Origin of the sequence: Gluconobacter sp. P1D12_c, from assembly GCF_018812105.1 — a bacterium.
In the GTDB taxonomy this organism is placed as follows: Bacteria; Pseudomonadota; Alphaproteobacteria; order Acetobacterales; family Acetobacteraceae; genus Gluconobacter; species Gluconobacter oxydans_A.
In genome coordinates this window covers 213,135-236,722 of the sequence record NZ_JACSIQ010000001.1, presented here as the reverse complement: position 1 = coordinate 236,722, position 23,588 = coordinate 213,135, and the positions used below count along the sequence as shown (strand labels likewise).

Sequence of the window (23,588 nt, the reverse complement as noted above, 5' to 3'; positions counted from 1 at the left end):
GAGCCAAAAGGTTCGATCTTTTAAGGAAAGAGGTTCATGAGTTCTCACATCCAGCTCCCTTTTGTTTCCGCCAGCGAGGCTCCAACACCCCGCGTTGTGCATCTGGTGAAGGTGCAGGATGACAAGACGATTGCCGGTCTTCTGGGCGAGCACGCATCTTTTCTGACGGCGCAGGGGTTCAAAGCAAAAGATGGCGCTTTCACGCTTCTGCCCGGTGACGGTGGTGCTGGAGCGGCTCTGCTTTGTGTCGATGAGGGGCGCCTGAATGACCCGACAGCCTTTGGCGTGCTGGGAACGATCCTTCCGGAGGGTGACTGGAGCCTTCTGCTGCACGGGATGGAAAGCGCCGTTCAGGAGACTGCTCTTCTCGGGTTCGCCATGGGAACATATCAATATCGTGTCGGGGTCGTGCGGTCATTCACCACGCGATTGGTTGTGCCGGATGACGCGACTACCGTTATTGCCTATGCGAAAGCAAACTGGTTTGGCAGGGATCTGATCAATACGCCCGCCAATCTGCTTGGCCCGAAAGATCTGGCGCTGTCGGCTTATCGGGCTTTGGAAAATCGTGGAGCAGACGTTCGCATTGTTGAAGGCGATGACCTGAAGGCCGCGTATCCCTGTTTGGCAGAGGTGGGTGAGGGGTCTGAGCGCAAGCCTGCTGTTGTTGTGGCCCGCTGGAAAGCCCGTGAAGGCGCGCCGCGTCTGTCTCTTGTTGGGAAGGGCGTGTGCTTCGATACGGGGGGATACGACCTGAAGCCCGCAGCAGGCATGCTTCGTATGAAAAAAGACATGGGCGGCGCGGCCCTGCTTCTGGCTGTGATGTGCGCGGCGATTGATCTGCAACTGGATGTTGATCTGGAGCTGCGCTTGGGATGTGTCGAGAACAGTGTGTCTGGCCATGCCATGCGTCCCGGCGATGTTCTGCGGACGCGAAGCGGAAAAACAGTAGAGATTGGCAACACGGACGCAGAGGGGCGTTTGGTGTTGTGCGATTTGATAACGGAAGCCGCTGAATCTGCCCCAGATTACATTGTGGATGCTGCAACCCTGACCGGCGCTGCGCGCGTAGCTCTCGGTCCAGACCTTCCAGCGGTGTTCAGTAACAGTGATGAACTGGCTCAATTATTGCTCGAATCGGGCTCAGATACTGCAGATGCTTTGTGGAGATTGCCACTCTGGCATGGCTATGACGCATGGCTTGATAGTAAAATAGCCGACGTCGGAAATATTACATCCAAGCCTATGGCGGGCGCTATTACAGCCGCTTTGTACCTTCAGCGCTTCGTTCCGGCCGGACAAAAATGGCTGCATATAGACACTTACGCGTGGAATGACGCCAATTCTCCGGGTCGGCCAGAGGGAGGCGAGACGCTGGCACTTCGTGCTCTTCTTAAAATGATAACAAACATTCGCAGGTCTTCGTGAAGTGAAGAACCTGACGGGAAGGTGATCCTTAACGAACCGTAATATGATTGTCTTAAAACTATGGGGTGTAAATCTGCTTCTGATAGGGCATACGGCCTTCCATGTTCGAAAGCTGCTAGCCGCAGCGTAAATCGTTTTGAAACCCGCATACTTGCGGATGCGTTTCAAAACACCAGATGTAGAAGACCAACGCTCAATCCCATGATGGGGTGAGCCACAGATGCAACCCCTCGGGCCGGCAAGGCTCGAATGTTCTTTTTCCTGTTGCTCGATCGGGTAACAGGCAGGGCAGACCGTTAAGGAGAGAGAAATGCCTCAGGCTAACAACGACCAGATGCTTCACCTTCTGTGCGACACCGTCGTCTCCATGGTGCGCCGTGATGGTCCTGATCTGTCTGCCCGCCAGCTTGCTGTGTTCCTGACCTGCTACCTGCGTGACGGTGCACACACCGTTCGTGGTCTGGCTTCGGAGCTCAAGGTGTCCAAGCCTGCTATTACACGCGCTCTGGACCGTCTGGGGGAGCTGGATCTGGCACGTCGTAAGGTTGATCCGCTGGACCGTCGTTCCGTACTCGTGCAGCGCACGCTGAAGGGTTCGTCCTTCCTTCGTGAAATGCGCGCTGTCATGGCTGAAGCTTCCGGCACCCGTCCGGTTCGTGCAGAGCGCGCAGCTGCTTCTGTCGAGCGTATCAGCACACGTCGCGCTGGCTGATTACCAACGATCCTGCACGCGGGCTCTGGCTCGCGTGCAGATATATCCTGTCCAGCAAAGCTGAGGCAGAAGAATGAGCAGGGCAGTTACAAGCCACTCATTGGCCAGACAAGCCGCAGCACCCCACAGTGCAAATCCCCAATAGACAGTCGTTACAAGCGGCATTGGCAGTCCTGAGCGGATCGCGAGCTGATAAAGATGCCCACGGTGGGCCTCGGTCAGTCGATCGCCTGCGCGGGAGCGGCGAGCCAGCGTAAAGAGGACATCCCACAGCACGCCTGAAAGCACTGCGAGTACGATGAGCGCCGAACTGTGGAGAGGCTGCATGGCCCCCCAAGCGATGACAAGCGCTCCTGCCTGACTGCCAACATCTCCCATAAAAATGCGGGCTTTGGGAAAATTCCATGGCAGAAATGCTGCAAGGCACACCGCGAACAGCACGAAAATAACGGGCTGTATTCCTGCTGACGCGAGAAGGGCCGCGGCGATCATCATCGTGCCTGAGGCTAACCCATTAATCCCGTCGATAAAGTTGAGGGCATTGGTGATAAACACGGCCCCCAGGATAAAAATCCCCATCATTGGCAAGGACGCGCCCGTTCCAACCGCGGCCAAAAAGGCGGCTATGAACTGTGCACCAAGCTTGTAACGCGCCCTGAAAGAATACAGATCATCCAGCCAGGAAACGGCAGCGAGTAGAATAACGCCGGCCAGCATCCCGATGACTGACGGATTTAGAATGGGCTGCCCTTTGAGAAACAGGCTTGGTAACGCGCAGAGCAGAAAAGCTCCGATAATGCCGATGCCTCCGCCTTTGGGTGTTGGCCGCGTATGGGAGCTGCGGTGCACGGGAGTGTCCATAATTCCGGCCTGAATCATCAGGACGACCAGGACCGTGCACAGGACTGCGGCACACAAGTCCAGCAGGGTAAGACCGGAGAGAAAGGACGACAAAGAAAAGGGCATGGACGGACTTTATGGGAACAGTGGTTTTGGCGTTATAAGGGAGACGTGAAAGTCACACCATCTTCTGGCCCTCAGTTTCCGGCCCCGTCTAGCGCTATCAGCCGTACAGGTCGCACGACCGCACAGGCGAGACGCATCGCTCTCAATGTTCTTCTGGATGGAGTCGTGTCCGCAGCGGCAGCCCCTGTGGCACGTTGGCTGGCTGACCCTCATGGAGGACTGCTTCATCCGCTGTGGTTTGTGGCGGGCGGGGGGATCACGCTCCTCGTCAGCGGGCTGCCTTTTCGTATGGCACAGCAATACTGGCGATTTTCCGGTCTTTCCGATCTCTTTAATATTGCCTGCGCGTCAGTTGTCAGTGCCACGCTGTTCTCAACTTTGCTGCACCTGGCTGGTTACCCGCTTCCAAGCACGACATTCCCGGTCATTCATGCACTGGTCCTCCTGACATGTCTGGGCGCTCTACGCATGTTCTGGCGGCTCACAGCGCGCCGTCGCCTTATGGTCGCTGAGCGTGAGCGCGTGCTGTTACTCGGCGCTGATCACGAAGCGGATCTTTTCATTCGCGCAATGGAGCGCGATCATCAGGCGGGACGTCGCGTTGTCGGGCTTCTGACGGGGGGGACGCAGCAGGCAGGGCGACGCATTCACAGTTGTCCCATTCTTGGAACGATTGATGAGACGCCTGAAATTCTGAAGCAGATGTCAGCCGCAGGCCGTCTGCCGGATACATTGGTTATCACGACGTCCGAACTGCGAGGCGCTCCATTGTCCCGCATTCTTGAAGTGGCGCGTGAGTATAGCGTTGATGTTCAGAGAACGCCCTCTCTGACTGACCTGAAGCCCGCAGACAGTGTTGAACTTCACCCAGTCGCTATTGAGGATCTGTTGAACAGACCCCCGGTAGCGTTGAACAGCGAAGGGATGAGCCGCCTGATCGCTGGTCAGGTCGTTGCTGTAACGGGGGCTGGCGGCAGCATTGGATCTGAACTGGCGCGACAGATTGCTTCGTTCAGACCTGCTGCCATTCTTCTGATTGAAAACAGCGAGTATGCGCTGTGGCAGATCAACCTGGATCTTTCAGAGCGATATCCTGCGGTTCAGCGGCATCAGATTATTGCTGATGTGCGCGATCGCGGCAGGATATCCGAAATTTTCATGGAGTATCGTCCAGCACTTATTTTCCATGCCGCCGCGCTTAAGCATGTACCGATCGTGGAATCAAATCCGATCGAGGGTGTTCTGACCAACGTCGTGGGCACCCGTATTGTTCTGGATGAGGCCGAGCGTTCAGGGGCGCAGGCGATGGTGATGATTTCGACGGATAAAGCCGTTAACCCTTCCAGCCTCATGGGGGCCAGCAAGCGCTGCGCTGAGGTCTATGGACAGGCACTCGATATGCGTGCGCGTGCTGGTAAAGGCGGTCTGCGGTGTGTGACCGTGCGTTTTGGGAATGTCCTGGGGTCTACGGGCTCTGTCGTTCCCCTGTTTCGCCGCCAGCTTGAACATGGCGGCCCGCTGACTGTAACCCACCCGGACATGACCCGTTATTTCATGACGATCCCAGAAGCGGTGGGTCTGGTGCTTCAGGCTGCCGTCCGTGGCACTCAGGATGCTTGTGGGGAAGATACGACGGATCAGCGTCTCCGGCAGGGCGGCATTTTCGTTCTGGATATGGGCGATCCGGTCAGGATCATGGATCTTGCCTGTCAGATGATCCGTTTGGCTGGCCTCAAACCAGAAACAGACGTGGAAATCCAGATTACGGGCCTACGCCCTGGCGAGAAGCTTTTTGAAGAGCTGTTTCATGGCCGGGAAGCCCCAGTGCCGACAGATGCGCCAGGTCTGAGGATGGCGTCTCCCCGGACAGTGGATTTTAATATTGCGACTGATGCCATGAATGCGCTGGAAGCGGCGTGCCACCGCGAAGATCTTTCAGCTGTCATGGAAATATTTCACCGGTTAGTGCCGGAATTCAACCATAACCGGGATGGAAAGGCGCCGTCTGCGGTCGCGCTTTCACAGCCTGATGCGGAGGTCACTGCATGATTACCCCGATAGCCTTCCTGGATCTGCCCAAACAGCAGGCTCGTTTGAAAGACGCGATCAAGAGCCGTGTTGACGCAGTGTTTGAGCACTGCCGCTTTGTCATGGGCCCTGAGGTCGAAGAACTTGAGCAGCGGCTGGCCCAGTTCGGAGGCGCAAAATATGCAGTTGGCGTCTCTTCGGGCACCGATGCACTTCTGATGGTTCTGATGGCAGAAGAGATCGGACCGGGCGACGCGGTCTTTCTGCCAGCCTTCACCTATACGGCGACGGCTGAAGTTGTTCTCCTTTTGGGCGCAACGCCCGTTTTCGTTGATGTGGAACCAGATACGTTCCAGATCAGTCTGACGTCTCTCGCGGAGAGGCTGACGGCTGTGCGGGACGCTGAGGAACTGGAGCCGCGAGCTCTGATCGGGGTGGATCTTTTCGGTCAGCCTGCGCCTTGGGATGAACTGAAAGTTTTTGCTGTCCAGGAAGATCTGACGCTCATTGCGGACTGCGCACAGTCTTTCGGGGCCTCTTATCACGGACGCCGTTTGGGGCACGAGGCGCGTGCTACGACGTTATCGTTTTTCCCGTCCAAGCCTCTGGGTGGCTACGGAGACGGCGGCGCTATTCTGACGGATGATGAGGACCTGGCCACCCTCTATCGTTCCCTGCGAACGCACGGTGAGGGCAAGACGCGATACGAAGTGGAGCGGATCGGCATCAACGGTCGTCTGGACACGATTCAGGCTGCTGTTCTTCTGGCGAAACTGGATGCCTTTGAAGATGAGCTGACCAAGCGTGAAGCCATTGCCTGCGCATATGACCGTGCCATGCCGCAAGGTATTCAAGAGCCGGTGCGCGTGCCTGACAGCGAAAGTGCCTGGGCGATTTACAGCGTGTTGCTGCCAGATGCGGCGAAACGGGATTCCCTTCAGGCACACCTGAAGGCCGCGGGTGTGCCGACGGCAGTGTACTACCCGAAACCTCTCCATCATCAGCCCGCGTATAGCGAGCATCATGACGGTGCGGCTCTTCCTGTTTCGGAAGATCTCGGAACACGTATTCTCGCACTTCCTATTCAGCCAGAGCTGACGAATGAAGAAGTGAATCGTATCACGGAAGCCCTGAAAAGCTGGGCAGGAGACACGTTATGAGGCGCGAGCAGAAGCTGTTACTGGCTTTTTGTGCACTGGTTTTCATTCCCGTGGGTATCGTCTGGTTCGTGGCGTGGCCACTGATCCACGCATGGAAATTCCCGCCGGTGACTGAAGGCAAGATAGTCGCTCCTGTCAGCCGGGATCTGAGTGCAACTGAAGTTCAGGACATTAATCTGTGGCTTCAGTCCCACACAACGGCCTGGGGCCCCAGCGGGGAGCAGCCGCCCGCGAAGGGGCAGGTCATCCTACGCATGAACAACGCGGACAATCATCCGGTCATCATTTCCATTTGGAAGCATAAGCATCAAGCGGACATCGTCGGCGTTCAGCTTGAGGACAATGGCCCATACCGCATGAACGCGTTTGAAGACGCGTCTCTTACGGCGCTCCAGCCAGCAGAATTGCAGCCTCACGGATAAAGCTGAACACTTCAGGGCTGAAGGGCGCCTGCCGTTCAGGTGTCTGCCAGTCCTGCATGTCTTCGTACATCGTACCCGTCTTGCGCCAGAGTTCCGGGCCCACGGCCTTTTGCAAAGGCTTCTGAAGTTCCAGCCAATCCTTTGCGAGGCTTTGAGCCTCTGGGGCAGATGGGAATACCGAGCGGGCAAGAGCATCTTCACAGCGCATGATAAGTCGTTCCCAGAGCACCTGATAGGATGTTCTGTCTTCAGTTGGGAAGTGACGATCCATTTGCGTCTGCCACGCCATCTGTTCTTCCGCAGTAAAGTATTTTTCAAAAACGGGCTGAATGTTTTCCCGTTGTAGAATAGCTTCTCCTTCTCGCAGCAGACGTCAAAATGCCACCAGATCCATCGGACCATCGTAAATCTGGCTCTCCGAACCAGAGAGTTGGTCAGAAATTAGATTATGGGTGGTGCGGAGTTCGGAAATTGTTCTTTCTCATACTGTCATGCGTGCTGACAGCAGGGAAAGTTGGGTCCCTATGGTATCTTTTGGGGATGCCGGCTTCAGTTCCAGGGAGCGGATCTCAGCGAGACTGAATCCCATGCGCTTTAAAAGAAAAATGCGTGCCAGCGTGCTGATTGTCTGGAGCGTGTAAATGCGTCTGCCATTCTCAGCCCGGCCTGGCTTGATGAGTCCCAAAGCTTCGAAATGTCGAAGTGTCCGGGGTGTTGTTGCGCTGGCTTTGGCAAGTTCGCCAATGGTCAAGGTCTTCGCAGTCATTGATCTTCCCCCTGACGCATCATCTGCAATGATGATGTTACGTCAGGAGCAAGCGAAATATTCAGTCTTTCCGAGCTTCGTCTTCGGAAATTTCGCCGACGTCGCGGCGGGTCTGTTCTTCATCCTCGAGAGGAGCAGTGGCCTTATCGCCCATGGCCAGCAGTGCTGCCGTGATTGGGGATGCCAGAATCAAGCCGGGAATGCCAAGAATGGTGCTGAAAACCGTCTGGGACAGAATAGCAACGGCAGGTGGCATATGGACTGCACGCCGCTGGATGAGTGGCGCAAGAACATTGCCTTCAAAGAACTGGATCACGCTGTAAAGAATAGCCACGAATAGGGCTTCTTTGCTTCCCATGGAGAGGCCCAGCAGCACGGCCGGGACCGCACCAAGAATGGCGCCGATATAGGGAATGAAGTTGCAGATACCAGCGACCACACCGAGTGCAAGCGCAAGTGGGACACCAATCAAAGAGAGGCCAATCCCGGACAGAATGCCCACGACGAGCATGTCGAGGGCCTGACCTGCTGTCCACGCCCAGAGTGTCGTGCCAGCCGCCATGAGTAACTCACGTGCGGATGCGCGGTGCTGGGAAGGAACGAGGCGTAGAAAACCGTCAATGTAAATTGCAGGCGACAAGGCAAAGTACAGCCCTGCAATCAGAATGACAGCCAGTGTGCCCAGCACACCAAAGGCGCTGCTGAGAATGCCAGTCACGGACCCCGCAAGGCCGGAGCCCAGTGATCCAAGGCTGCCAGACGTTGCATCATTTCCGCCAACTGCGGTTGGAAGATGATCCAGAACAAGCTGGCCGAGAGTAGACCCTGAAAGATGCGATTTCAGATCGCCGGACTGTTGGACAAGGGCCTGTTTGAGGCGAATGAACTGGTCCCCGATCGCCGGGCCGCTGCTCCAGACGAGGCCTGCCAGTGCGAGCAGGATAATCACTGTGACGAGAGCAACAGCGCCCTGATAGGGGATGAACGAGACGTGGCGCCGTACGATCCGGGCGAGGCCATGCAGGACGACGGCCATCAGTGCTGAGGCGAAAACAACAGCCAGCACATCCTTCATCAGCCAGACGGCCAGAAGGATCAGCGTCACAGTCAGGGCGATCCGTAACAGGCTGGCAATTTTTGAAAGTTCGCGCGCGCGCGGTTCCTTCTCGTCTCGGTCCTTCGGGTCGGAAAACGAAATAGGCATCAGCCGGTCCATCCTGAATCTGTAGGCCGGTGTTGGCTTATGGACTTCGGGAAGGCGGGTCAATTGGCTGAGTTGATCTAACGATACTCTCACGGAGTGCTGACATCCGTGAGAGTACAGGTTCACTTAGCTCTCTGATGGCTACAGTTGAGTTCGGTTCTGGTTAGGCAGAAGCATCTTCAAGTTCCGCCTGCGCTTCGAGCCAAAGCTCTTCTGTTTTCTCCTGTGTCGCATTCAGAGCAGAAAGATGAGCATTCAGCGACGCGATTTCGCCGGGATTCCCTGACTGATAGAGCTCCGGATCGGCAAGCTTGGTCTCAATTTTCTCTTTTTCCCGATTGATCTGAGCCAGCTTCGCTTCAGCATCACGAATTTTCCGGCGGAGAGGGGCCAGCGCTCGTGTGAGCTCCTTGCGGTCAATTTTCTTCTGGGGAGCTGTCGCCTGAGACGCCTCTTGAGAGGCCGGGCGATTGGCGTTTCTGTTCCGCTCCGTATTTTCCGCTCTGGCCTTGCGAGCACGTTCCACCAGCCATGCCTTGTATTCCGCCATGTCGCCATCAAACGGCGCAATGGTCCCGTCTTCAACCAGCCAGAACCGATCCGCCACGGATTCCACCAGATGGCTGTCATGGCTGATGAGGATGACCGCGCCCTCAAATTCGGAAAGGGCACGGATCAGGGCATCGCGTGCGTCAAGATCAAGATGGTTGGTTGGCTCATCGAGGATGAGAAGATGCGGGGCGTCACGAGTGGAGAGCGCGAGAAGAAGGCGTGCTTTTTCCCCACCGGACAATTCTGAAACACGGGTTTCAGCACGATTAACATCAAGTCCGAAGCGCGCGAGCTGTGAGCGTACGGCAACCGGCGTCGCGTCAGGCATGGCGCGGGCCATGTGGTCGATCGGTGTTTCAGACAGGACAAGTTCATCGGCCTGATGCTGCGCGAAATAGCCGATTTTGAGCTTTGGCGAGTGATTGTAAGATCCGGTCATGGGATCAAGACGTCCGGCCAGTAGCTTGGCGAATGTGGACTTGCCGCGCCCGTTCTGGCCTAGAAGCGCGATTCGGTCTTCCATATCGAGCCGTTGGTTCAGCCCTTTGAGAACCACCCGTCCGTCATATCCAAGGCTGACGTTATCGAGGGTGATCATCGGTGGGGGAAGGGGGTGCGGTTCCGGGAATGAAAAGCGCGTCGGCGTGTCTTCCACCACGCTGTCAATCTGAGGAAGGCGCTCAAGCGCTTTCAGGCGGGCCTGAGCCTGCTTGGCTTTCGTGGCCTTCGCGCGGAAGCGATCGACGAAGGACTGCATATGCGCACGCTGTGTTGCAATGCGCTCAGCCATACGATTTTGCTGAAGGGCCTGTTCTGTCCGGATGCGCACGAAGTTGTCGTAGCCGCCAGGCGTCAGGCTGAGTTTCTGATGATCCAGATGAGCAATGGCATCGACTGTATTGTCGAGAAGTGATCGGTCATGACTGACGATCAGAGCCGCACCAGGGAATTTTGCGAGCCAGGATTCGAGCCAGAGGGTGGCTTCGATATCAAGATGGTTGGTGGGCTCATCCAGCAGAAGGAGATCGGGGCTGAGGAAGAGGGCCGTCGCCAGCGAGACACGCATTCTCCAGCCACCTGAGAAGTCCGAGACCGAACGAAGCTGCGCGTCCTGATCGAAGCCCAGCCCCGACAGGATGGCACCGGCACGGGCCGGGGCGGTGTAGGCGTCGATGGCAATCAGGCGCTCATGCACATCTGCGATACGGGCAGGGTCCGTGGCAGTCTCGGCTTCGGCAAGGAGAGCCGCGCGCTCGATGTCGCCTTCCAGCACCGTGTCGATCAGCGAGGTGTCACCAGATGGTGTTTCCTGCTTCACGCGGCCCATTGTCGCCCGATTTGCAAGCGTGATGGTGCCCCCATCCGGGGCAATATCCCCTGCAATCGCGCCAAGAAGTGTTGATTTTCCAGCCCCATTTTTTCCGATGAGGCCAATTTTCCGACCGGGGTCGACTGTCAGCGATGCGCCATCCAGCAGGGTACGGCCGGCGATGCGGAGAGTCAGGTCAGTGATGGTGAGCAGGCTCACGGGCGCCTCGATCAGTCGGGAAGAGTGAAAAAACCGCGACAGACCTATCAGGAACTACGAATTTGCTCTAGTGGAACGGCGGGATTTACCCCTTTGTCCAACAGGAGAAGAAAGATGGCTCTCGAGCGCACGCTTTCAATCATCAAGCCCGACGCCACGAAGCGTAACCTGACCGGCAAGATCAATGCCGTGTTCGAGGAAGCCGGTCTGCGCATCGTTGCTCAGAAGCGCATCCAGCTGACCGAGAAGCAGGCTGGCGCTTTCTACGCAGTTCACAAGGAGCGTCCGTTCTACGGCAGCCTCGTGTCCTCCATGCTCGCTGAGCCGGTTGTCGTGCAGGTTCTGCAGGCTGAGAACGCTGTTGCAAAGCACCGTGAAGTCATGGGCGCAACGAACCCGGCTGATGCAGCTGAGGGCACCGTGCGTAAGCTTTATGCTGAAAGCATCGAAGCAAACTCCGTGCACGGTTCTGACAGCCTTGAGAACGCGAAGAACGAGATCGCTTTCTTCTTCGCTGAGACAGAAATCCTGCCGTAAGGTCTGGGTTTCTGCCAATGGAGAGCCGCAGGTTCTGTGGCTCTCCATTTCCAATGATTTGGGACGGTATCTGAACGCCCCGACTGGTCAGCCTTCACACGTTCCCGGTTCCGCTGTCATCCAGGCCCACTCTGCGGCATGATGATGGAAGAGAGGCATGGTTCGATCTGTGGGCAACGACGCTACAACTTCTTTCCTTTACAAATATCCGCTGGCTATCGTCTGGGGACTTCTAGTCTCTGCCTGCCTGATGTTTCTGGTGATCGCGACGCCGCCATTACAGGTCGCCGATGAGCCAAATCATTTTCAAAGAGCCATACAGATCTCTCAGGGACAGTTGATCGGCCATCGTTTCAGTGCCTCTGATAGCGGTGGTGTCATTCCTGAAGACAGCGTTGTATTCGCTTACAGATATGATGATCTCAAAGGTCGATACGAACGGAAAGTAGACTGGAACCGTATCTTCGGCAGCGCACCGTTGAGCTGGAAAAGTCCGAAGCGGGAAGCAGGCTTTCCAAACACGGTGATCTATTCTCCGATCTTTTATTTCCCATCAGTGGTGGGGATTGAAGTCGGCAAAAGACTTCATGAAGATATTCTAAAGTCCTTTTATCTGGCGCGCCTGTCCAGCGCCGTCTTTTGCGTACTTGCCGGAATGTTCGCCCTTGCGATTGTCCGTCAGGGACGACTGATTATTGCAGCATTTCTCTCAATGCCGATGTCGCTGTCGTTGTTCGCGTCCTGCTCTCAGGATGGGCCTTTGATCGCAGCCTGTGCAGTCTGTACGGCTCTTATGACGCGATTAAATGATGATTTCTGCAAGAACAGATGGTTCTGGCCGACACTCGCGCTTCTGATGGGGGCCATTATTGCATCCAAGCCGCCTTATATTCTTATCGCGTTTCTACCGCTGATCATTGCTCCATGGGCGGCCTGGCGCTCGGCTGCGGGTGCGTGTGTGTTTGCCGCACTGGCTGCTCTGACATGGTCGGTCATGGGCGTTCACTCAACGAAGATCCCTTTTCGCTCAGCAGATGGGGTTGATGCGGCGCGTCAGCTACATTTCGTTCTTTCTCACCCGTTCAAAACAATCACAGTACTTCTGCACACATTCAGGGTTTCTGCTAATTCCTTGATGGGCCAGTTTGTCGGTGTTCTGGGATGGCTTGATGCACGACTTCCAGACTGGTTCTACCAGTTCGAAGTCATGTTTTTTATTCTCACAAGTATTTTCTCCTGCCTTTACCTGACAAGAAAAATTGGAAGGGAAAAGATACTGAGAAAGGCGCTCATACTTTGTGTGTCTATTGGGACTGTCAGCGCTGTCAGCCTTTCTCTCTATCTTATTTGGACCCCAGTCGGTGATAGTTATATTGGAGGGCTTCAGGGTCGATATTATATCCCTCCTGCAATTTTCTCAGTGCTGATCCTTCCTTTCGCATCAACGCCCCATTTTCTATCCGTTGCTAAAGCAAAGGCCGTTGAAATCGCGCTTCTTACGGTGAGTTTATGGGTAGGATTTGGTGCTATCGTTCAGACGATACTGGCGCGGTATTGGTAATTGCCGTGACCATTTAATAGTGAGGGGAGCGGTTGCTGCGAAAGAAGTAGCCGACCCCCTTGGGTTTTATGCGTTAATTCCAAAGACGCGCATAAATGCCAGTAGCTTCAATGCAGACATGCGCAACGCAAACGAAATAGGCGCCTAAAAGGCCCGCACAGACCGTTTGATACGTCTTGTTCTGGCGTGGCAGGAACAACAGAACGCCACTTAGAATAGCAGCACAGCTCATATAAAAATAACGTCCCTGAAGGCCGCTTACAGTGTCTTCTCCAAGGTGAGAGAAGCCAACGTAGAATGCCAGAAGGGTTAAGAGCGAATAAAGCGCACCAAGCGTAATCAGGATTGCTCCGGATCGTGGACTAGCAATGGGCCGTTTGTCAGCGAGAGCCAGCAGAACAATCAGAGCTATAGCTAAATACCCAGTGCCTTCACCAATCTTGAAGAAAAGTGGCACTGGGCCGCCGCCAAAACGTCCCCATGCGTCCTCCCACCACCAGTGCGAGCCAACACGGTAAGTTTCAGCGATTTCCCGAACAAAAGACCATGGGTGCTCCAGCATGGTCAGGATCTGGACTTTAGGATCTCCTCCCGTATTCCAGTAATGCGCAGGAGTGAATGGGTAAATTCCGTTCCAGACAACGGCGGAGACAAGGCTCAATCCGACGACCGTCATACAGAACTGGACATATTTTCTCTGGGTCGGGAAAGAATTCGTCGGCACAAGAAAGCAGCCAAGACTCAGAAAGCTGCAGGTTAATTTGAAAAACCCCAATGGAGCGGCCAAAGCGATAATCAGCCGGATCCAGATTTTCCGGTCTTCGGGAGGGGCCATCCGGGCCCGTAGGCAGCAGGCGAGGAACAGCATTGATCCCAGATTGGTGACGGGATCGGCGCTATATGTTGTCGCCAGATGGAGGCTTGTTGGCGTGGTCATCAGGGCAAGGACGGCCAGTCGCCCTACGGGCAGCACCGCAAGGACGAGTGCGAGCATCCCGATGTATCCAAACAGGTTCCCTAAACGACCAGCGTAATATCTTGTATCCACGCCGCCATGTCCGGCATTGGCGATTATCATGGCGGCAGCGGAGGGAATATACATCAGTGGGGAATATGAAGCGGTCGAGGGGAAATGAACGACTTCCCGGGCTCTTTTGGCATTCTCCAGATCCTTTGCAATCTGCGCAGCGACATGGCTGTCAGAAGGCTTATGCTGGTCCCGGTTTGCATTGAAATAGCGCACCCAGGTCAGCATACTGGTGTCGAGCCCACCTCCGAACATATGCCCCGAATAACGCTGTGCCAGAAGATTTCCCTGAGCGATCTGTTGCGCGCGGTAAAAATGGAATTCTTCATCTACGCCGCTAACAGGCGTGACGCGGTACACAAGAAAAACGCCGATAACAGCAATTGCGAGAAGATAAGCGAGTTCAAGAAGCCGCAGGTTTGTTTTGCAGAACGCAAAAAATGACGAAACGGACTTCATATCAGTGCTTATTTCCTTGTTGGGGCACATGACCGACTGCCATCCGGGCTCATATGCACCCACTCAGAGTAAGGCAATCCGCAAATTATAAAACTGAGTTTTGGAAGCGCTGAGCGTTTTTGCGGTCATTATCGGCAGGGCATTTAACTGAGAGGTGTCTTTACTACACAGTGCCCAGATAAAATGAGGAGCAGGATGAAAGAAGAAATTTCCGTTCATCCCGCCGCCTGTTTACTGTCTGTTGATGTAGTTCTGTAGAACCGAAGGATACAGGGCGTGTTCCTGTTCCAGTACGCGTGCAGCAAGTGCGTCGGGTGTGTCACTTTCCAGAACCGGAACACGCGCTTGCCCAAGAATAGGCCCTTCATCCACGCCCGCAGTCACAAGGTGGACAGTACAACCGTGTTCGGTTGCGCCGGCAGCAATGGCAGCCTCATGCGTGTGCAATCCCGGAAATGCGGGCAAGAGGCTCGGGTGGATGTTGAGCATCCGGCCATCCCAGGCATTGACGAGATAAGGCGTCAGGACACGCATATATCCGGCAAGGCAGACGAGTTGGGCTCCGGAAGCGCGGATGGCAGCGTCCACCTTGCGTTCGTGAGCTTCACGGTCTTTCCCGAACGCCTTGTGGTCAATGGCCGCCGTCTGAAGACCGGCCGCGCGGGCGACCTCCAGACCAGCCGCATCCGGCTTGTTACTGAGCACGAGTACGATCCGAGCCGGAAAATCCGGCCTTTCACAGGCCTCGATCAGTGCACGCATGTTGCTGCCACGCCCGCTGATAAGCACAGCGATGGGCATCTTCTGCATCATGCGAAGGAGACCGGTGCGGTCAGGGCATAAGCCTCGTCGGAGCGGACAACTTCACCGATCTGGAAAGCGCTTTCTCCGCGGGCTTCCAGTTCAGCCAGAACGCGCTCTGGCTCAGGAGTGACGAGAACCATGCCAATGCCACAGTTGAACACACGAAGCATTTCATCAGCTGAAACATTTCCGGTTTCTGCCATCCAGCGGAATACGGAAGGGACGACCCACGACGAACCGTCAATGCGAACACCCAGACCTTCCGGAAGGACGCGCGGCAGATTACCTGGCAGGCCGCCGCCGGTTATATGTGCGCAGCCATGGAGCAGGCCCTTGGCGTGCAGATCCAGCACGCTGCGAACATAAAGCTTCGTAGGTGTCAGCAGGGCTTCGGCGAGTGTGTGTCCTTCAGAGAAGGGAGCCGGATCATTCCAGCCTAGGCCTGAACGGCGAACAACTTCCCGAACCAGAGAAAAGCCATTCGAGTGAACGCCTGAGGAAGGCATCCCGATCAGTGCGTCGCCTTCGCGGATGCCCGCGGGAAGGAGAGCGCCGCGTTCTGCCGCGCCGACACTGAAGCCGGCGAGATCATAATGTCCCGGTGCATACATACCCGGCATTTCTGCAGTTTCGCCACCGACCAACGCACAGCCGGACTCTGCGCAGGCATGGGCGATGCCCTTCACGACTGTAGAGGCATCTTCAATGGAGAGTTTGCCGGTTGCCAGATAGTCCAGGAAGAACAGCGGGGTTGCGCCTTGAACGACGAGATCGTTTACGCACATGGCCACGAGATCAATTCCGACCTCATCATGCTTGCCGGCTTCGATCGCGACCATGAGTTTCGTGCCCACGCCGTCTGTGCAACTGACAAGGACCGGATCGGTGAAACCGGCAGCCTTCAGATCAAACAGGGCACCGAAGCCGCCCAGTCCGCCCATTGTGCCAGGACGGTCCGTGGCTTTGGCTGCGGGCTTGATGGCATCGACCAGGGCATCGCCTGCTGCAATGTCTACACCAGCCTGTGCATAGCTGGCGCCCTGTGAGGTGTCGGGCTGATCGGTCATGATGAAGCTTCCCGCTGGTTGACGTGACGCCGTTCTAGAGCATCCTGCACGCGGGCGGAACGCTTGAATTGAAGGCGTAACGGCATGAAAAGGGATGAGGGATGACAAAACAGGACGGACAGGAAGGGCACGCCATAAGCGATGCCGGACCTCAGATGGCCTTTCCTCTGCGCCGTCCGACCGCGATGACAGCTGAACGCTTCATCACGAGCCCTTCAAATGCGCCTGCGCGCGCGTGGCTTTCACGCAAAGTGTGGCCTGATGGCCGATTGTGGCTCTGGGGGCCAGCGGGCACGGGAAAAACCCATCTGTTGTCTGTCTGGGCGCAGGAGCACGATGCGACCATTCTGGATGCGCGCCTGTTTTCTCACGCCTCTTCGGGAGGGCGTATTCGCGTAAGGGGAAACCTTGCAATTGATAATGCCGATTCGCCGGGTGATGAGGCAACTATGCTTCACCTGCTCAATGACGCGCTGACGCAGGGAGACCGGGTGTTGATGGTCGGGCGCCTTCCACCGTCACGCAGCCATGTCTCCCTGCCAGATCTGGGAAGCCGTCTCCGTGCGACCGCAACGACGGCCACGGGAGAGCCGGAAGACGATCTGCGGGCAACGTTGCTGCTTTCTCTTCTGGCAGATCGTCAGCTCGTTGTTTCGCAGTCCGTTACAGAATGGCTCTGGCGTCATCTGCCGCGCACGGGAAATGCTCTGGTTTCGGCGGTGGAGCGGCTGGATGATGCGGCTCTCGCCCGTGGAACTGCAATCACACGGGCATTGGCGCGAGAAATGCTTCCCGATCTTCTGATGCCTGATATGTCAGAGGAATGACATAAAACCTACGTTTGACACACTTCTCCCAAGCCTTGATCTTAAACGGGTTTTGGTTCGAGCTTCCCGGAAGAGACCATCGTGACGACTGAAAATAATAAGCCAACTCCCCGTCGACGTTCGCGCAACCAGCCGCGAGAGGGGAATCTGACGCCAGCCGCAACCCGGGCCCGGCGGCGCAGAATGGTTGTTCCGACAGCTGAAGACTATGCTGACATGCCAACATCCCCAGCGCGGTTCATCAACCGGGAGCTTTCCTGGCTCGACTTTAATCAACGCGTCATTGAAGAAGCCGAAAGTTCGCGCAATCCGCTTCTGGAGCGTGTCCGTTTTCTTTCCATCAGTGCCAGTAACCTTGATGAGTTCTACTCGGTCCGTGTTGCGGGGCTGGTAGGGCAGGTCCGTGAAGGCATGGTTGTGCGGAGCCCGGATGGAGCGACACCTGTTCAGCAGCTTTCGGCGGTACGTCAGAAAGCCCGGTTCCTTCTCGCGGAGCAGCAGCGGGTCTGGCATCAGCTTGAAGGTGAGCTGAAAGAAGCAGGTATTTCTATCCTGTCGACCGAAAGTCTGGACGCTACGGATCTCGCACAGCTCTCAGCCCTGTTTGATGAGCGTGTTTTCCCGGTTCTGACGCCGCTGGCCGTTGATCCGTCTCATCCGCTGCCGTTTATTCCGAACATGGGGCTGGCGCTGGTGATGCGTCTTAAAGACCCCGCCTCGGGCAAGCATGTTATGGACGGGCTTATCCTCCTTCCCGCACAGGTGCCGCGGTTCCTGCGCCTTCCGTCCCGGGTTGGTGAAGGTAAGGATGCCACGGGTGACATCCGCTTCATCCTGCTTGAAGACCTGATCAGCCTGTTTGCAGATCGCCTGTTCCCCGGTCTCATGATTGGTGCGGCCGGTGTCCTGCGGATTATCCGTGATACGGACGTTGAGTTTGAGGACGAGGCGGAAGATCTCGTTCGTTCTTATGAAACAGCGCTCAAACAGCGCCGTCGTGGCGTCGGTATTCATCTGGCTCTTGATCATAAGCTCCCTGAAACGCTCGGGCGCGAAATGGGTGAAGAGTTGGGTGTGGGTGACGAAGATGTCGTGGTCATGCCCAATTTTGTGGGCGTTGTAGATCTGAAGCAGTTGATTGTGGATGACCGCCCGGATCTAGTTTTCCCACCGTACAGCCCACGCTTCCCGGAACGCATTCTGGATTATGATGGAGACTGCTTCGCAGCGATCCGGGCAAAGGATATTGTCGTCCACCACCCGTTCGAGAGCTTCGATGTGGTTGTACAGTTCCTGCGGCAGGCTGCGCGTGATCCGAATGTGCTGGCCATTAAGCAGACGCTGTATCGGACCTCACGCGATAGTCCGATCGTTCATGCTCTGATCGAGGCGGCGGAAGCTGGAAAATCCGTCACGGCCATGGTTGAGCTGCGTGCCCGGTTCGACGAGGAAGCCAATATTCGTCTTTCGCGTGCGCTGGAAGCGGCTGGCGTACAAGTTGTTTTCGGGTTCGCGCATCTGAAAACGCATGCGAAACTGAGCCTTGTGGTGCGTCGTGAAAACGGGACACTACGGTCTTACGCCCACTTTGGGACCGGGAACTATCATCCCATTACCGCCCGGATTTACACGGATCTGTCGTTCTTCACCTGTGATCCGAAACTGGCGTCCGACTCTGCGCGGCTGTTCAATTACATGACCGGCTATGCCACGCCGGAAAAAATGGACGCGTTAGCCTTCTCTCCCATGACGATCCGTTCCACGCTTGAACAGCTCATCCGTGACGAGATTGCTCATGCAAAGGCAGGCCGTCCCGCCCGGATCTGGCTGAAAATGAACAGTCTGGTCGATGCTGAGCTGATCGACCTGCTCTACGAAGCATCGCAGGCCGGTGTGAAGATCGTCGGCATCATTCGTGGCATCTGCTGCCTTCGCCCAGGTGTGCCAGGGCTGTCTGACAACATCGACATCAAGTCCATTGTCGGTCGTTTTCTGGAGCATGCGCGTGTCTTTGCGTTTGGAAATGGGCACCGGATGCCGTCGCATAAGGCAAAAGTTTTCATTTCTTCCGCGGACTGGATGGTGCGAAACATGGATTGGCGGGTAGAAGCAATGGTGCCTATCACCAACCCAACCGTCCACGCGCAGATTCTCGGCCAGATCATGACCATGAATATCAAGGACAACCTTCAGAGCTGGACGCTCTCCAAGGACGGGCGTTGGCATCGGGTGTCTCCTGGTGCACACCCGTTCTCCGCACACGAGTACTTCATGAACAATCCCTCCCTGTCTGGCCGTGGTTCGGCCGCACGGGAAAAAGCTCTTCCGGAGGCCCATCGCCCGCGCGAACGGCCTGACCGGATTCTGGAAGACTGAAACCTCATGTCATCATCTGCACAGCGCTCCGCCATCGTCGATCTCGGGTCCAACTCCGTTCGGCTCGTGGTCTTCGAAGGCGTAGCGCGCAATCCGCTCCCCATCTTCAATGAGAAAGTGACACTCAAGTTGGGGCGCGGTCTGGATGCAACGGGTCGCCTGAACGACGAGGGCGTTACCCTGGCGATGGACGTGTTGGGCCGGTTCCACACCGTCGCGCGGGCCATGGGAGCGGAACCTTTCGAGGTTCTGGCTACGGCGGCTGTGCGTGATGCCTCCAACGGGCCTGACTTCGTTTCTGCCATCCGTGCAAGAATGCCGGGTGTGGCTATCCGTGTGCTCGAAGGCACTGAGGAAGCAGATTATGCGGCCCGTGGTGTTCTCTGCGGGCTGCCGGAAGCCAATGGTCTGGTCGCTGATATTGGCGGCGGCTCCCTGGAGCTCATCCACGTTGCTGACGGACAGTATTACGAAGCCCTGACAACCAAGCTTGGTGTCATTCGTCTTCAGGATCGGGCTAAGGGTGTTCTGCTGGAAGCTGAGCGGATTGCCTCTGAAATGCTTCAGGAGGTCAACTGGCTTCCGGGTATGAGTGGCCGCCCATTGTATCTGGTCGGCGGAGCGTTCCGGGCTCTGGCACGTCTTCAGATCGCACGGACGCAGTATCCTCTGAATCTTGTCCATCTCTTCACGCTTTCTGAGGGTGAAGCACGCGAGATGTCGGATTGGGTCATCGGTGCCTCAAAACGTACTCTTGAAAAACTGCCGAATGCCCCACGCAAGCGATTGGGCGATGCGCCCTTCGCTGCGGTCGTCCTCAAGTGCCTGATGGAACGTGTTCGTCCGTCCAAAGTGGTCTTCAGCGTGGATGGCCTGCGGGAAGGCTGGTACATGCGGCACGTCGCCTCCTCTGTCGCCGGGGAGGACCCCATGACGACGCTGGCGGAGGAAATGGCGGACCGTTTGGCGCGAAGCGTAACGCTCTCAAAGGCGCTCGTAGATTGGACGACACCGATTTTTCGGGGTGAAACACCGTCCCAGAAGCGTCTGCGTCAACTGACCTGTACCCTTTCGGATATCGGATCCTACGATCATCCGGAATATCGTGCTGAACAGACCTATCAGCGTGTGATGCATTGTCACGGCGTGGGGTTCGAACACACGGCCCGTGCATTTATCGGTCTGACCCTGGCCGTCCGTTATGAAGTGGCGATGGACTCTCCACTGATTGAGCCATCGCGCCGCCTTCTGTCCCGCTCTGAAATTGATCGTGCTGTGAAGCTGGGTCTGGCGCTACGTCTGGCCTATACGCTGTGCGCGGGAACGGAAGTGTTGCTGGAAGAATGCCGCCTGCTGGTGGAAGAACCTCAGCTTGTGCTGATCCTCGGTGCACGGAGTGTCCGTGCAGCAGGAAGTGCAGTCCGTCGGCGCTTTGAACGATTGGCGGCAGCCATGCAGCTTGAGGCTCAGGTAAGGGAAGAATGAGTTTGAGAATGAAGATCGGGACGAAGGCTGCATTAGGACTGTGTGCGGCCCTCACGATTGGTGCCGGCCTTGTCGGTTGTGGCAAGGTTCCTGGGCATGACCGTAACAAGTTGTGGGAACTCGTCGGGAGCCGTTGCGCGAAGGACGCCCAGCATCATCCATGTGCGGTGTATGATCCGCAGGATGGTTATGCTCTTCTGAAAGATCTGGCCGGGCATGGTCAGTATCTGCTCATCCCGACACGGAAAGTGCCTGGCATCGAAGATCCTTCGTTGCTTCAGACTGACACGCCAAACTATTTCTCCGAAGCCTGGGCCGAACGTCACCGGGTGTCTGAGGGATATGGTTTCCCCGTTTCAGACGATCACCTTTCGCTGGCTATCAATTCCCGTGATGGCCGGACGCAGGATCAGCTCCACATTCATATTGACTGTCTGACGCCCTATGTCCGTGGGGAAATTGACAAGAACATGATTGGTGAGGACTGGACCCCGGTCTCTCTTTACGGTCATCCGTATCGTGCCAGGCTGGTGCAGACCCTTGATCAGTCGCCTTTCCGGCTGATTGGTGCGGAGAACATGGGCGATCATACGATCGTGGTGACACCGGGCCATCATGGCGGCTTCGTCATTCTCGACGATGTCGCTCATGCTCTGGACCGTGCATCCGGTGAGGAAGTTCAGGATCACAAGTGTAAGATTGATGATCCAAAACATAAGAGCATGCATATGGACGGCATGGAGCCGGGCATGCACATGAACGGGATGATGTAACCCTCCATCTTGTTCTCTGCCTCCGGGACTGGCATGGTTCGATCATCCTCGAACACTTGTTAATCCCGGAGATTGCCCGTGAACTGGCCTTTATTGGCGCTGGCCGTGGGCGCGTTCGCCATCGGAACCACCGAATTCACTCCGATGGGTCTTCTGCCTGTCATTGCACAGGGCCTTCAGGTTACTGTCCCGAAAGCGGGCGGACTTGTAACGGCCTATGCTGTGGGCGTGATGGTCGGCGCGCCTTTCATTACTCTTCTTCTCGCAAGACTTCGTCGGAAATTCGCCCTGACGCTCCTGATGGGGCTTTACGTTGCAGGGAACCTCCTGTCTGCCGTGGCAGGAAGCTACGAGCTTCTGTTCGCTTCACGCGTTCTGACCAGTCTGGCGCATGGTGCGTTCTTCGGGCTGGGTGCTGTTGAAGCGTCTGCCGTTGTCGCACCAGAACGCCGGGCGAGTGCCGTTGCAACAATGTTCATGGGGCTGACAGTCGCCAACATTATCGGCGTCCCGGCTGCCACCTGGCTTGGTATGAATTTCGGCTGGCACATGGCCTTCGGTGTGACGGCCATTCTGGGCGTTCTGACCATGATTGCCGTGCAACTGGCTCTTCCAGCCCGTGAAGCCGGTCCTGTTCCAGACGTTGCCAGTGAACTCAAAGCGCTGTTGAGGGCGAATGTTCTGCTCGCTTTGACCACGACGGCCATCGGGGCAGGGGCCATGTTCGTGCTCTACACGTACATCACGCCTATTCTTCAGCACATCACGCATGCCAGCCCACTGGTCATTACGGTTGCCCTGATGCTGACGGGCGTTGGATTCTCCATCGGAAATGCGATTGGTGGTCGCAGCGCGGATCGCTCTCTGGATGGCAGTCTGCTGATGTTTTTCCCCATTCTGGGTGCTGTCATGCTGCTCTTCCCCTGGGTGGCTCAAACCGTCCCAGGTGCGCTGATCGCAACACTTGTCTGGGGCGCAGCGACATTTGCTTTGATGCCAGCTCTTCAGATGCGGGTCATGCAGGCTGCTCACGATGCACCCGCCCTGGCGTCCTCGGTCAATATCGGTGCCTTCAATCTTGGCAATGCGATCGGGGCCGCTCTGGGTGGTGTCGCCCTGTCCATGGGGTTGGGTTATCCCGGTGTTTCCGTTATCGGAACGGCTCTGGCCCTCGTTGGGGTCGGTCTTGTTCTCTTTTCGCGAAAGGTGGCCCCGCCATGACCCGTTCCTTTCTGCTCGCCACCGGGCTTTTCTTCAGTGCGGCTTTCACGCCATTTGCAGCTTACGCCGAGCAGCCTGCCAACGTTGGTGACGCTGTCATGGCTGCCAGCGCGTATCACGACAGTGGTGATTACCAGCACGATTTTGACACGGTGATCGCACAGGCTCGTCACTGGGTGGCCGAGCGGGCGCCTCAGGTTCGCAAGCCGGCTATTGTTCTCGATATTGATGAGACGACGCTCTCCAATTGGGACGAGATCCGTGCGGACAACTTTGGTTATATTGCCAATGGTCCCTGTGATGCGCTGCCGAAAGGTCCTTGCGGGGCGATTGCCTGGGAAAAGAGCGGCCGTGCTCCGGCGTTCGCTTCCACGCTGGCTCTGATTGATGAAGCTGAGCGAAATCATGTCGCTGTGTTCTTCATCACAGGCCGTCATGAAGATGAGCGCGAAGCGACGGCACGCAATCTTCATCTGGCTGGAATCAAGCATTGGGACGGGCTGGATCTGCGTCCAATGACATCTCATGGGTATGCGGCGCACTATAAGGCACCGGCACGCGCTGCTATCGAGGCTAAGGGGTATACGATCATTGCAAGCCTGGGAGATCAGCCTTCTGATCTTGCTGACGGACATGCAGAGAAGGGCTTCCTTCTCCCCAACCCGTTTTATCGCGTTCCCTGAGA

Annotated in this window: 21 protein-coding genes; 13 read left to right on the top strand and 8 right to left on the bottom strand. The window is 56.4% G+C overall.

Translation table 11 applies throughout. The features are described from left to right. Positions 1-36: 36 nt before the first annotated feature. Together KP705_RS01065 and KP705_RS01060 are read left to right on the top strand one after the other, a co-directional pair. Positions 37-1,428, top strand: coding sequence for a leucyl aminopeptidase family protein (locus KP705_RS01065; RefSeq protein WP_215763855.1), 1,392 nt, complete (start codon positions 37-39; stop codon positions 1,426-1,428). Positions 1,429-1,738: 310 nt separating this feature from the next. Then, complete coding sequence (locus KP705_RS01060; protein ID WP_046899636.1) at positions 1,739-2,140, top strand: MarR family transcriptional regulator; 402 nt, start codon at positions 1,739-1,741, stop codon at positions 2,138-2,140. Here the strand turns inward: KP705_RS01060 and KP705_RS01055 are convergent, their stop codons facing one another. Next, positions 2,141-3,106, bottom strand: coding sequence for a glycosyltransferase family 4 protein (locus tag KP705_RS01055; RefSeq protein ID WP_215763854.1), 966 nt, complete (start codon positions 3,104-3,106; stop codon positions 2,141-2,143). A gap of 96 nt (positions 3,107-3,202) precedes the next feature. Between KP705_RS01055 and KP705_RS01050 the strand changes: the two genes are divergently transcribed. Genes KP705_RS01050 through KP705_RS01040 form a run of 3 tightly spaced genes read left to right on the top strand, consistent with a single transcriptional unit; the run spans position 3,203 to position 6,716 of the window. Further along, positions 3,203-5,155 (top strand): nucleoside-diphosphate sugar epimerase/dehydratase, encoded by a 1,953-nt coding sequence (locus KP705_RS01050; protein WP_308267176.1) that lies wholly within the window; start codon positions 3,203-3,205, stop codon positions 5,153-5,155. Further along, positions 5,152-6,294: a DegT/DnrJ/EryC1/StrS aminotransferase family protein gene (locus KP705_RS01045; RefSeq protein ID WP_046899634.1), complete on the top strand. Its 1,143-nt coding sequence runs from the start codon at positions 5,152-5,154 to the stop codon at positions 6,292-6,294. The genes KP705_RS01050 and KP705_RS01045 overlap by 4 nt, the downstream gene beginning before the upstream one ends. After that, the gene (locus KP705_RS01040; RefSeq protein ID WP_046899633.1) at positions 6,291-6,716 is read left to right on the top strand and encodes a hypothetical protein; all 426 of its coding nucleotides are present in this window, start codon (positions 6,291-6,293) and stop codon (positions 6,714-6,716) included. Before KP705_RS01045 ends, KP705_RS01040 begins: the two co-directional genes overlap by 4 nt. Here the strand turns inward: KP705_RS01040 and KP705_RS19950 are convergent. The 4 genes from KP705_RS19950 to KP705_RS01025 all read right to left on the bottom strand — a co-directional run bounded on the left by KP705_RS19950 (position 6,676) and on the right by KP705_RS01025 (position 10,766). Beyond that, the gene (locus tag KP705_RS19950) at positions 6,676-7,005 is read right to left on the bottom strand and encodes a TipAS antibiotic-recognition domain-containing protein (RefSeq protein WP_232309114.1); all 330 of its coding nucleotides are present in this window, start codon (positions 7,003-7,005) and stop codon (positions 6,676-6,678) included. The genes KP705_RS01040 and KP705_RS19950 overlap by 41 nt on opposite strands. A 192-nt stretch (positions 7,006-7,197) precedes the next feature. Next, positions 7,198-7,482 (bottom strand): MerR family transcriptional regulator, encoded by a 285-nt coding sequence (locus tag KP705_RS19945; RefSeq protein ID WP_235271702.1) that lies wholly within the window; start codon positions 7,480-7,482, stop codon positions 7,198-7,200. 61 nt (positions 7,483-7,543) lie between these two features. Beyond that, positions 7,544-8,686, bottom strand: coding sequence for an AI-2E family transporter (locus tag KP705_RS01030; protein ID WP_215763852.1), 1,143 nt, complete (start codon positions 8,684-8,686; stop codon positions 7,544-7,546). Positions 8,687-8,849: 163 nt separating this feature from the next. Further along, positions 8,850-10,766 (bottom strand): ABC-F family ATP-binding cassette domain-containing protein, encoded by a 1,917-nt coding sequence (locus tag KP705_RS01025; RefSeq protein ID WP_046899631.1) that lies wholly within the window; start codon positions 10,764-10,766, stop codon positions 8,850-8,852. A gap of 114 nt (positions 10,767-10,880) precedes the next feature. Here KP705_RS01025 and ndk point away from each other — a divergent pair, with 114 nt between their 5' ends. Together ndk and KP705_RS01015 are read left to right on the top strand one after the other, a co-directional pair. Then, positions 10,881-11,303, top strand: coding sequence for a nucleoside-diphosphate kinase (gene ndk / locus KP705_RS01020; RefSeq protein ID WP_046899630.1), 423 nt, complete (start codon positions 10,881-10,883; stop codon positions 11,301-11,303). 157 nt (positions 11,304-11,460) lie between these two features. Further along, positions 11,461-12,864: a DUF2142 domain-containing protein gene (locus KP705_RS01015; protein WP_046899629.1), complete on the top strand. Its 1,404-nt coding sequence runs from the start codon at positions 11,461-11,463 to the stop codon at positions 12,862-12,864. A 73-nt stretch (positions 12,865-12,937) separates the two neighbouring features. On the opposite strand, the gene KP705_RS01010 is transcribed toward KP705_RS01015, so the two are convergent. The 3 genes from KP705_RS01010 to purM form a co-directional block, all read right to left on the bottom strand. Further along, positions 12,938-14,350, bottom strand: coding sequence for a DUF2142 domain-containing protein (locus KP705_RS01010; RefSeq protein ID WP_215763851.1), 1,413 nt, complete (start codon positions 14,348-14,350; stop codon positions 12,938-12,940). A 231-nt stretch (positions 14,351-14,581) separates the two neighbouring features. After that, complete coding sequence (gene purN / locus KP705_RS01005) at positions 14,582-15,163, bottom strand: phosphoribosylglycinamide formyltransferase (RefSeq protein ID WP_046899627.1); 582 nt, start codon at positions 15,161-15,163, stop codon at positions 14,582-14,584. Then, positions 15,160-16,221 (bottom strand): phosphoribosylformylglycinamidine cyclo-ligase, encoded by a 1,062-nt coding sequence (purM, locus tag KP705_RS01000; RefSeq protein WP_046899626.1) that lies wholly within the window; start codon positions 16,219-16,221, stop codon positions 15,160-15,162. The genes purN and purM overlap by 4 nt, the downstream gene beginning before the upstream one ends. Before the next feature lie 101 nt (positions 16,222-16,322). On the opposite strand from purM, the gene KP705_RS00995 reads away from it, so the two are divergent. The 6 genes from KP705_RS00995 to KP705_RS00970 all read left to right on the top strand — a co-directional run bounded on the left by KP705_RS00995 (position 16,323) and on the right by KP705_RS00970 (position 23,586). Next, a complete protein-coding gene (locus tag KP705_RS00995) occupies positions 16,323-17,048 on the top strand; it encodes an HdaA/DnaA family protein (protein ID WP_052750013.1) in 726 nt (241 codons plus the stop codon). Positions 17,049-17,231: 183 nt separating this feature from the next. Further along, positions 17,232-19,424, top strand: a complete 2,193-nt coding sequence (locus tag KP705_RS00990) for an RNA degradosome polyphosphate kinase (protein WP_046899625.1) — start codon at positions 17,232-17,234, stop codon at positions 19,422-19,424. Positions 19,425-19,430: 6 nt separating this feature from the next. Then, positions 19,431-20,909, top strand: coding sequence for a Ppx/GppA family phosphatase (locus tag KP705_RS00985; protein ID WP_046899624.1), 1,479 nt, complete (start codon positions 19,431-19,433; stop codon positions 20,907-20,909). Positions 20,910-20,917: 8 nt separating this feature from the next. Next, positions 20,918-21,682, top strand: coding sequence for a CDP-diacylglycerol diphosphatase (locus KP705_RS00980; RefSeq protein WP_046899623.1), 765 nt, complete (start codon positions 20,918-20,920; stop codon positions 21,680-21,682). A 78-nt stretch (positions 21,683-21,760) separates the two neighbouring features. Continuing rightward, positions 21,761-22,903: an MFS transporter gene (locus tag KP705_RS00975; protein WP_046899622.1), complete on the top strand. Its 1,143-nt coding sequence runs from the start codon at positions 21,761-21,763 to the stop codon at positions 22,901-22,903. Then, entirely contained in the window at positions 22,900-23,586 is a 687-nt protein-coding gene (locus KP705_RS00970; protein WP_046899621.1) for an HAD family acid phosphatase, read from the top strand. The genes KP705_RS00975 and KP705_RS00970 overlap by 4 nt, the downstream gene beginning before the upstream one ends. Positions 23,587-23,588 lie beyond the last annotated feature (2 nt).

Coding starts and splice junctions, on each gene's coding strand:
- KP705_RS01010 (WP_215763851.1), bottom strand. CDS start 14,350: ATGAAGTCCGTTTCGTCATTTTTTGCGTTCTGCAAAACAAACCTGCGG.
- purN (WP_046899627.1), bottom strand. CDS start 15,163: ATGATGCAGAAGATGCCCATCGCTGTGCTTATCAGCGGGCGTGGCAGC.
- KP705_RS00990 (WP_046899625.1), top strand. CDS start 17,232: ATGGTTGTTCCGACAGCTGAAGACTATGCTGACATGCCAACATCCCCA.
- ndk (WP_046899630.1), top strand. CDS start 10,881: ATGGCTCTCGAGCGCACGCTTTCAATCATCAAGCCCGACGCCACGAAG.
- KP705_RS01055 (WP_215763854.1), bottom strand. CDS start 3,106: ATGCCCTTTTCTTTGTCGTCCTTTCTCTCCGGTCTTACCCTGCTGGAC.
- KP705_RS19945 (WP_235271702.1), bottom strand. CDS start 7,482: ATGACTGCGAAGACCTTGACCATTGGCGAACTTGCCAAAGCCAGCGCA.
- KP705_RS01040 (WP_046899633.1), top strand. CDS start 6,291: ATGAGGCGCGAGCAGAAGCTGTTACTGGCTTTTTGTGCACTGGTTTTC.
- KP705_RS00980 (WP_046899623.1), top strand. CDS start 20,918: ATGAAGATCGGGACGAAGGCTGCATTAGGACTGTGTGCGGCCCTCACG.
- KP705_RS01060 (WP_046899636.1), top strand. CDS start 1,739: ATGCCTCAGGCTAACAACGACCAGATGCTTCACCTTCTGTGCGACACC.
- purM (WP_046899626.1), bottom strand. CDS start 16,221: ATGACCGATCAGCCCGACACCTCACAGGGCGCCAGCTATGCACAGGCT.
- KP705_RS19950 (WP_232309114.1), bottom strand. CDS start 7,005: ATGGCGTGGCAGACGCAAATGGATCGTCACTTCCCAACTGAAGACAGA.
- KP705_RS01015 (WP_046899629.1), top strand. CDS start 11,461: ATGGTTCGATCTGTGGGCAACGACGCTACAACTTCTTTCCTTTACAAA.
- KP705_RS01065 (WP_215763855.1), top strand. CDS start 37: ATGAGTTCTCACATCCAGCTCCCTTTTGTTTCCGCCAGCGAGGCTCCA.
- KP705_RS01030 (WP_215763852.1), bottom strand. CDS start 8,686: ATGCCTATTTCGTTTTCCGACCCGAAGGACCGAGACGAGAAGGAACCG.
- KP705_RS00995 (WP_052750013.1), top strand. CDS start 16,323: ATGACAAAACAGGACGGACAGGAAGGGCACGCCATAAGCGATGCCGGA.
- KP705_RS00985 (WP_046899624.1), top strand. CDS start 19,431: ATGTCATCATCTGCACAGCGCTCCGCCATCGTCGATCTCGGGTCCAAC.
- KP705_RS00970 (WP_046899621.1), top strand. CDS start 22,900: ATGACCCGTTCCTTTCTGCTCGCCACCGGGCTTTTCTTCAGTGCGGCT.
- KP705_RS01045 (WP_046899634.1), top strand. CDS start 5,152: ATGATTACCCCGATAGCCTTCCTGGATCTGCCCAAACAGCAGGCTCGT.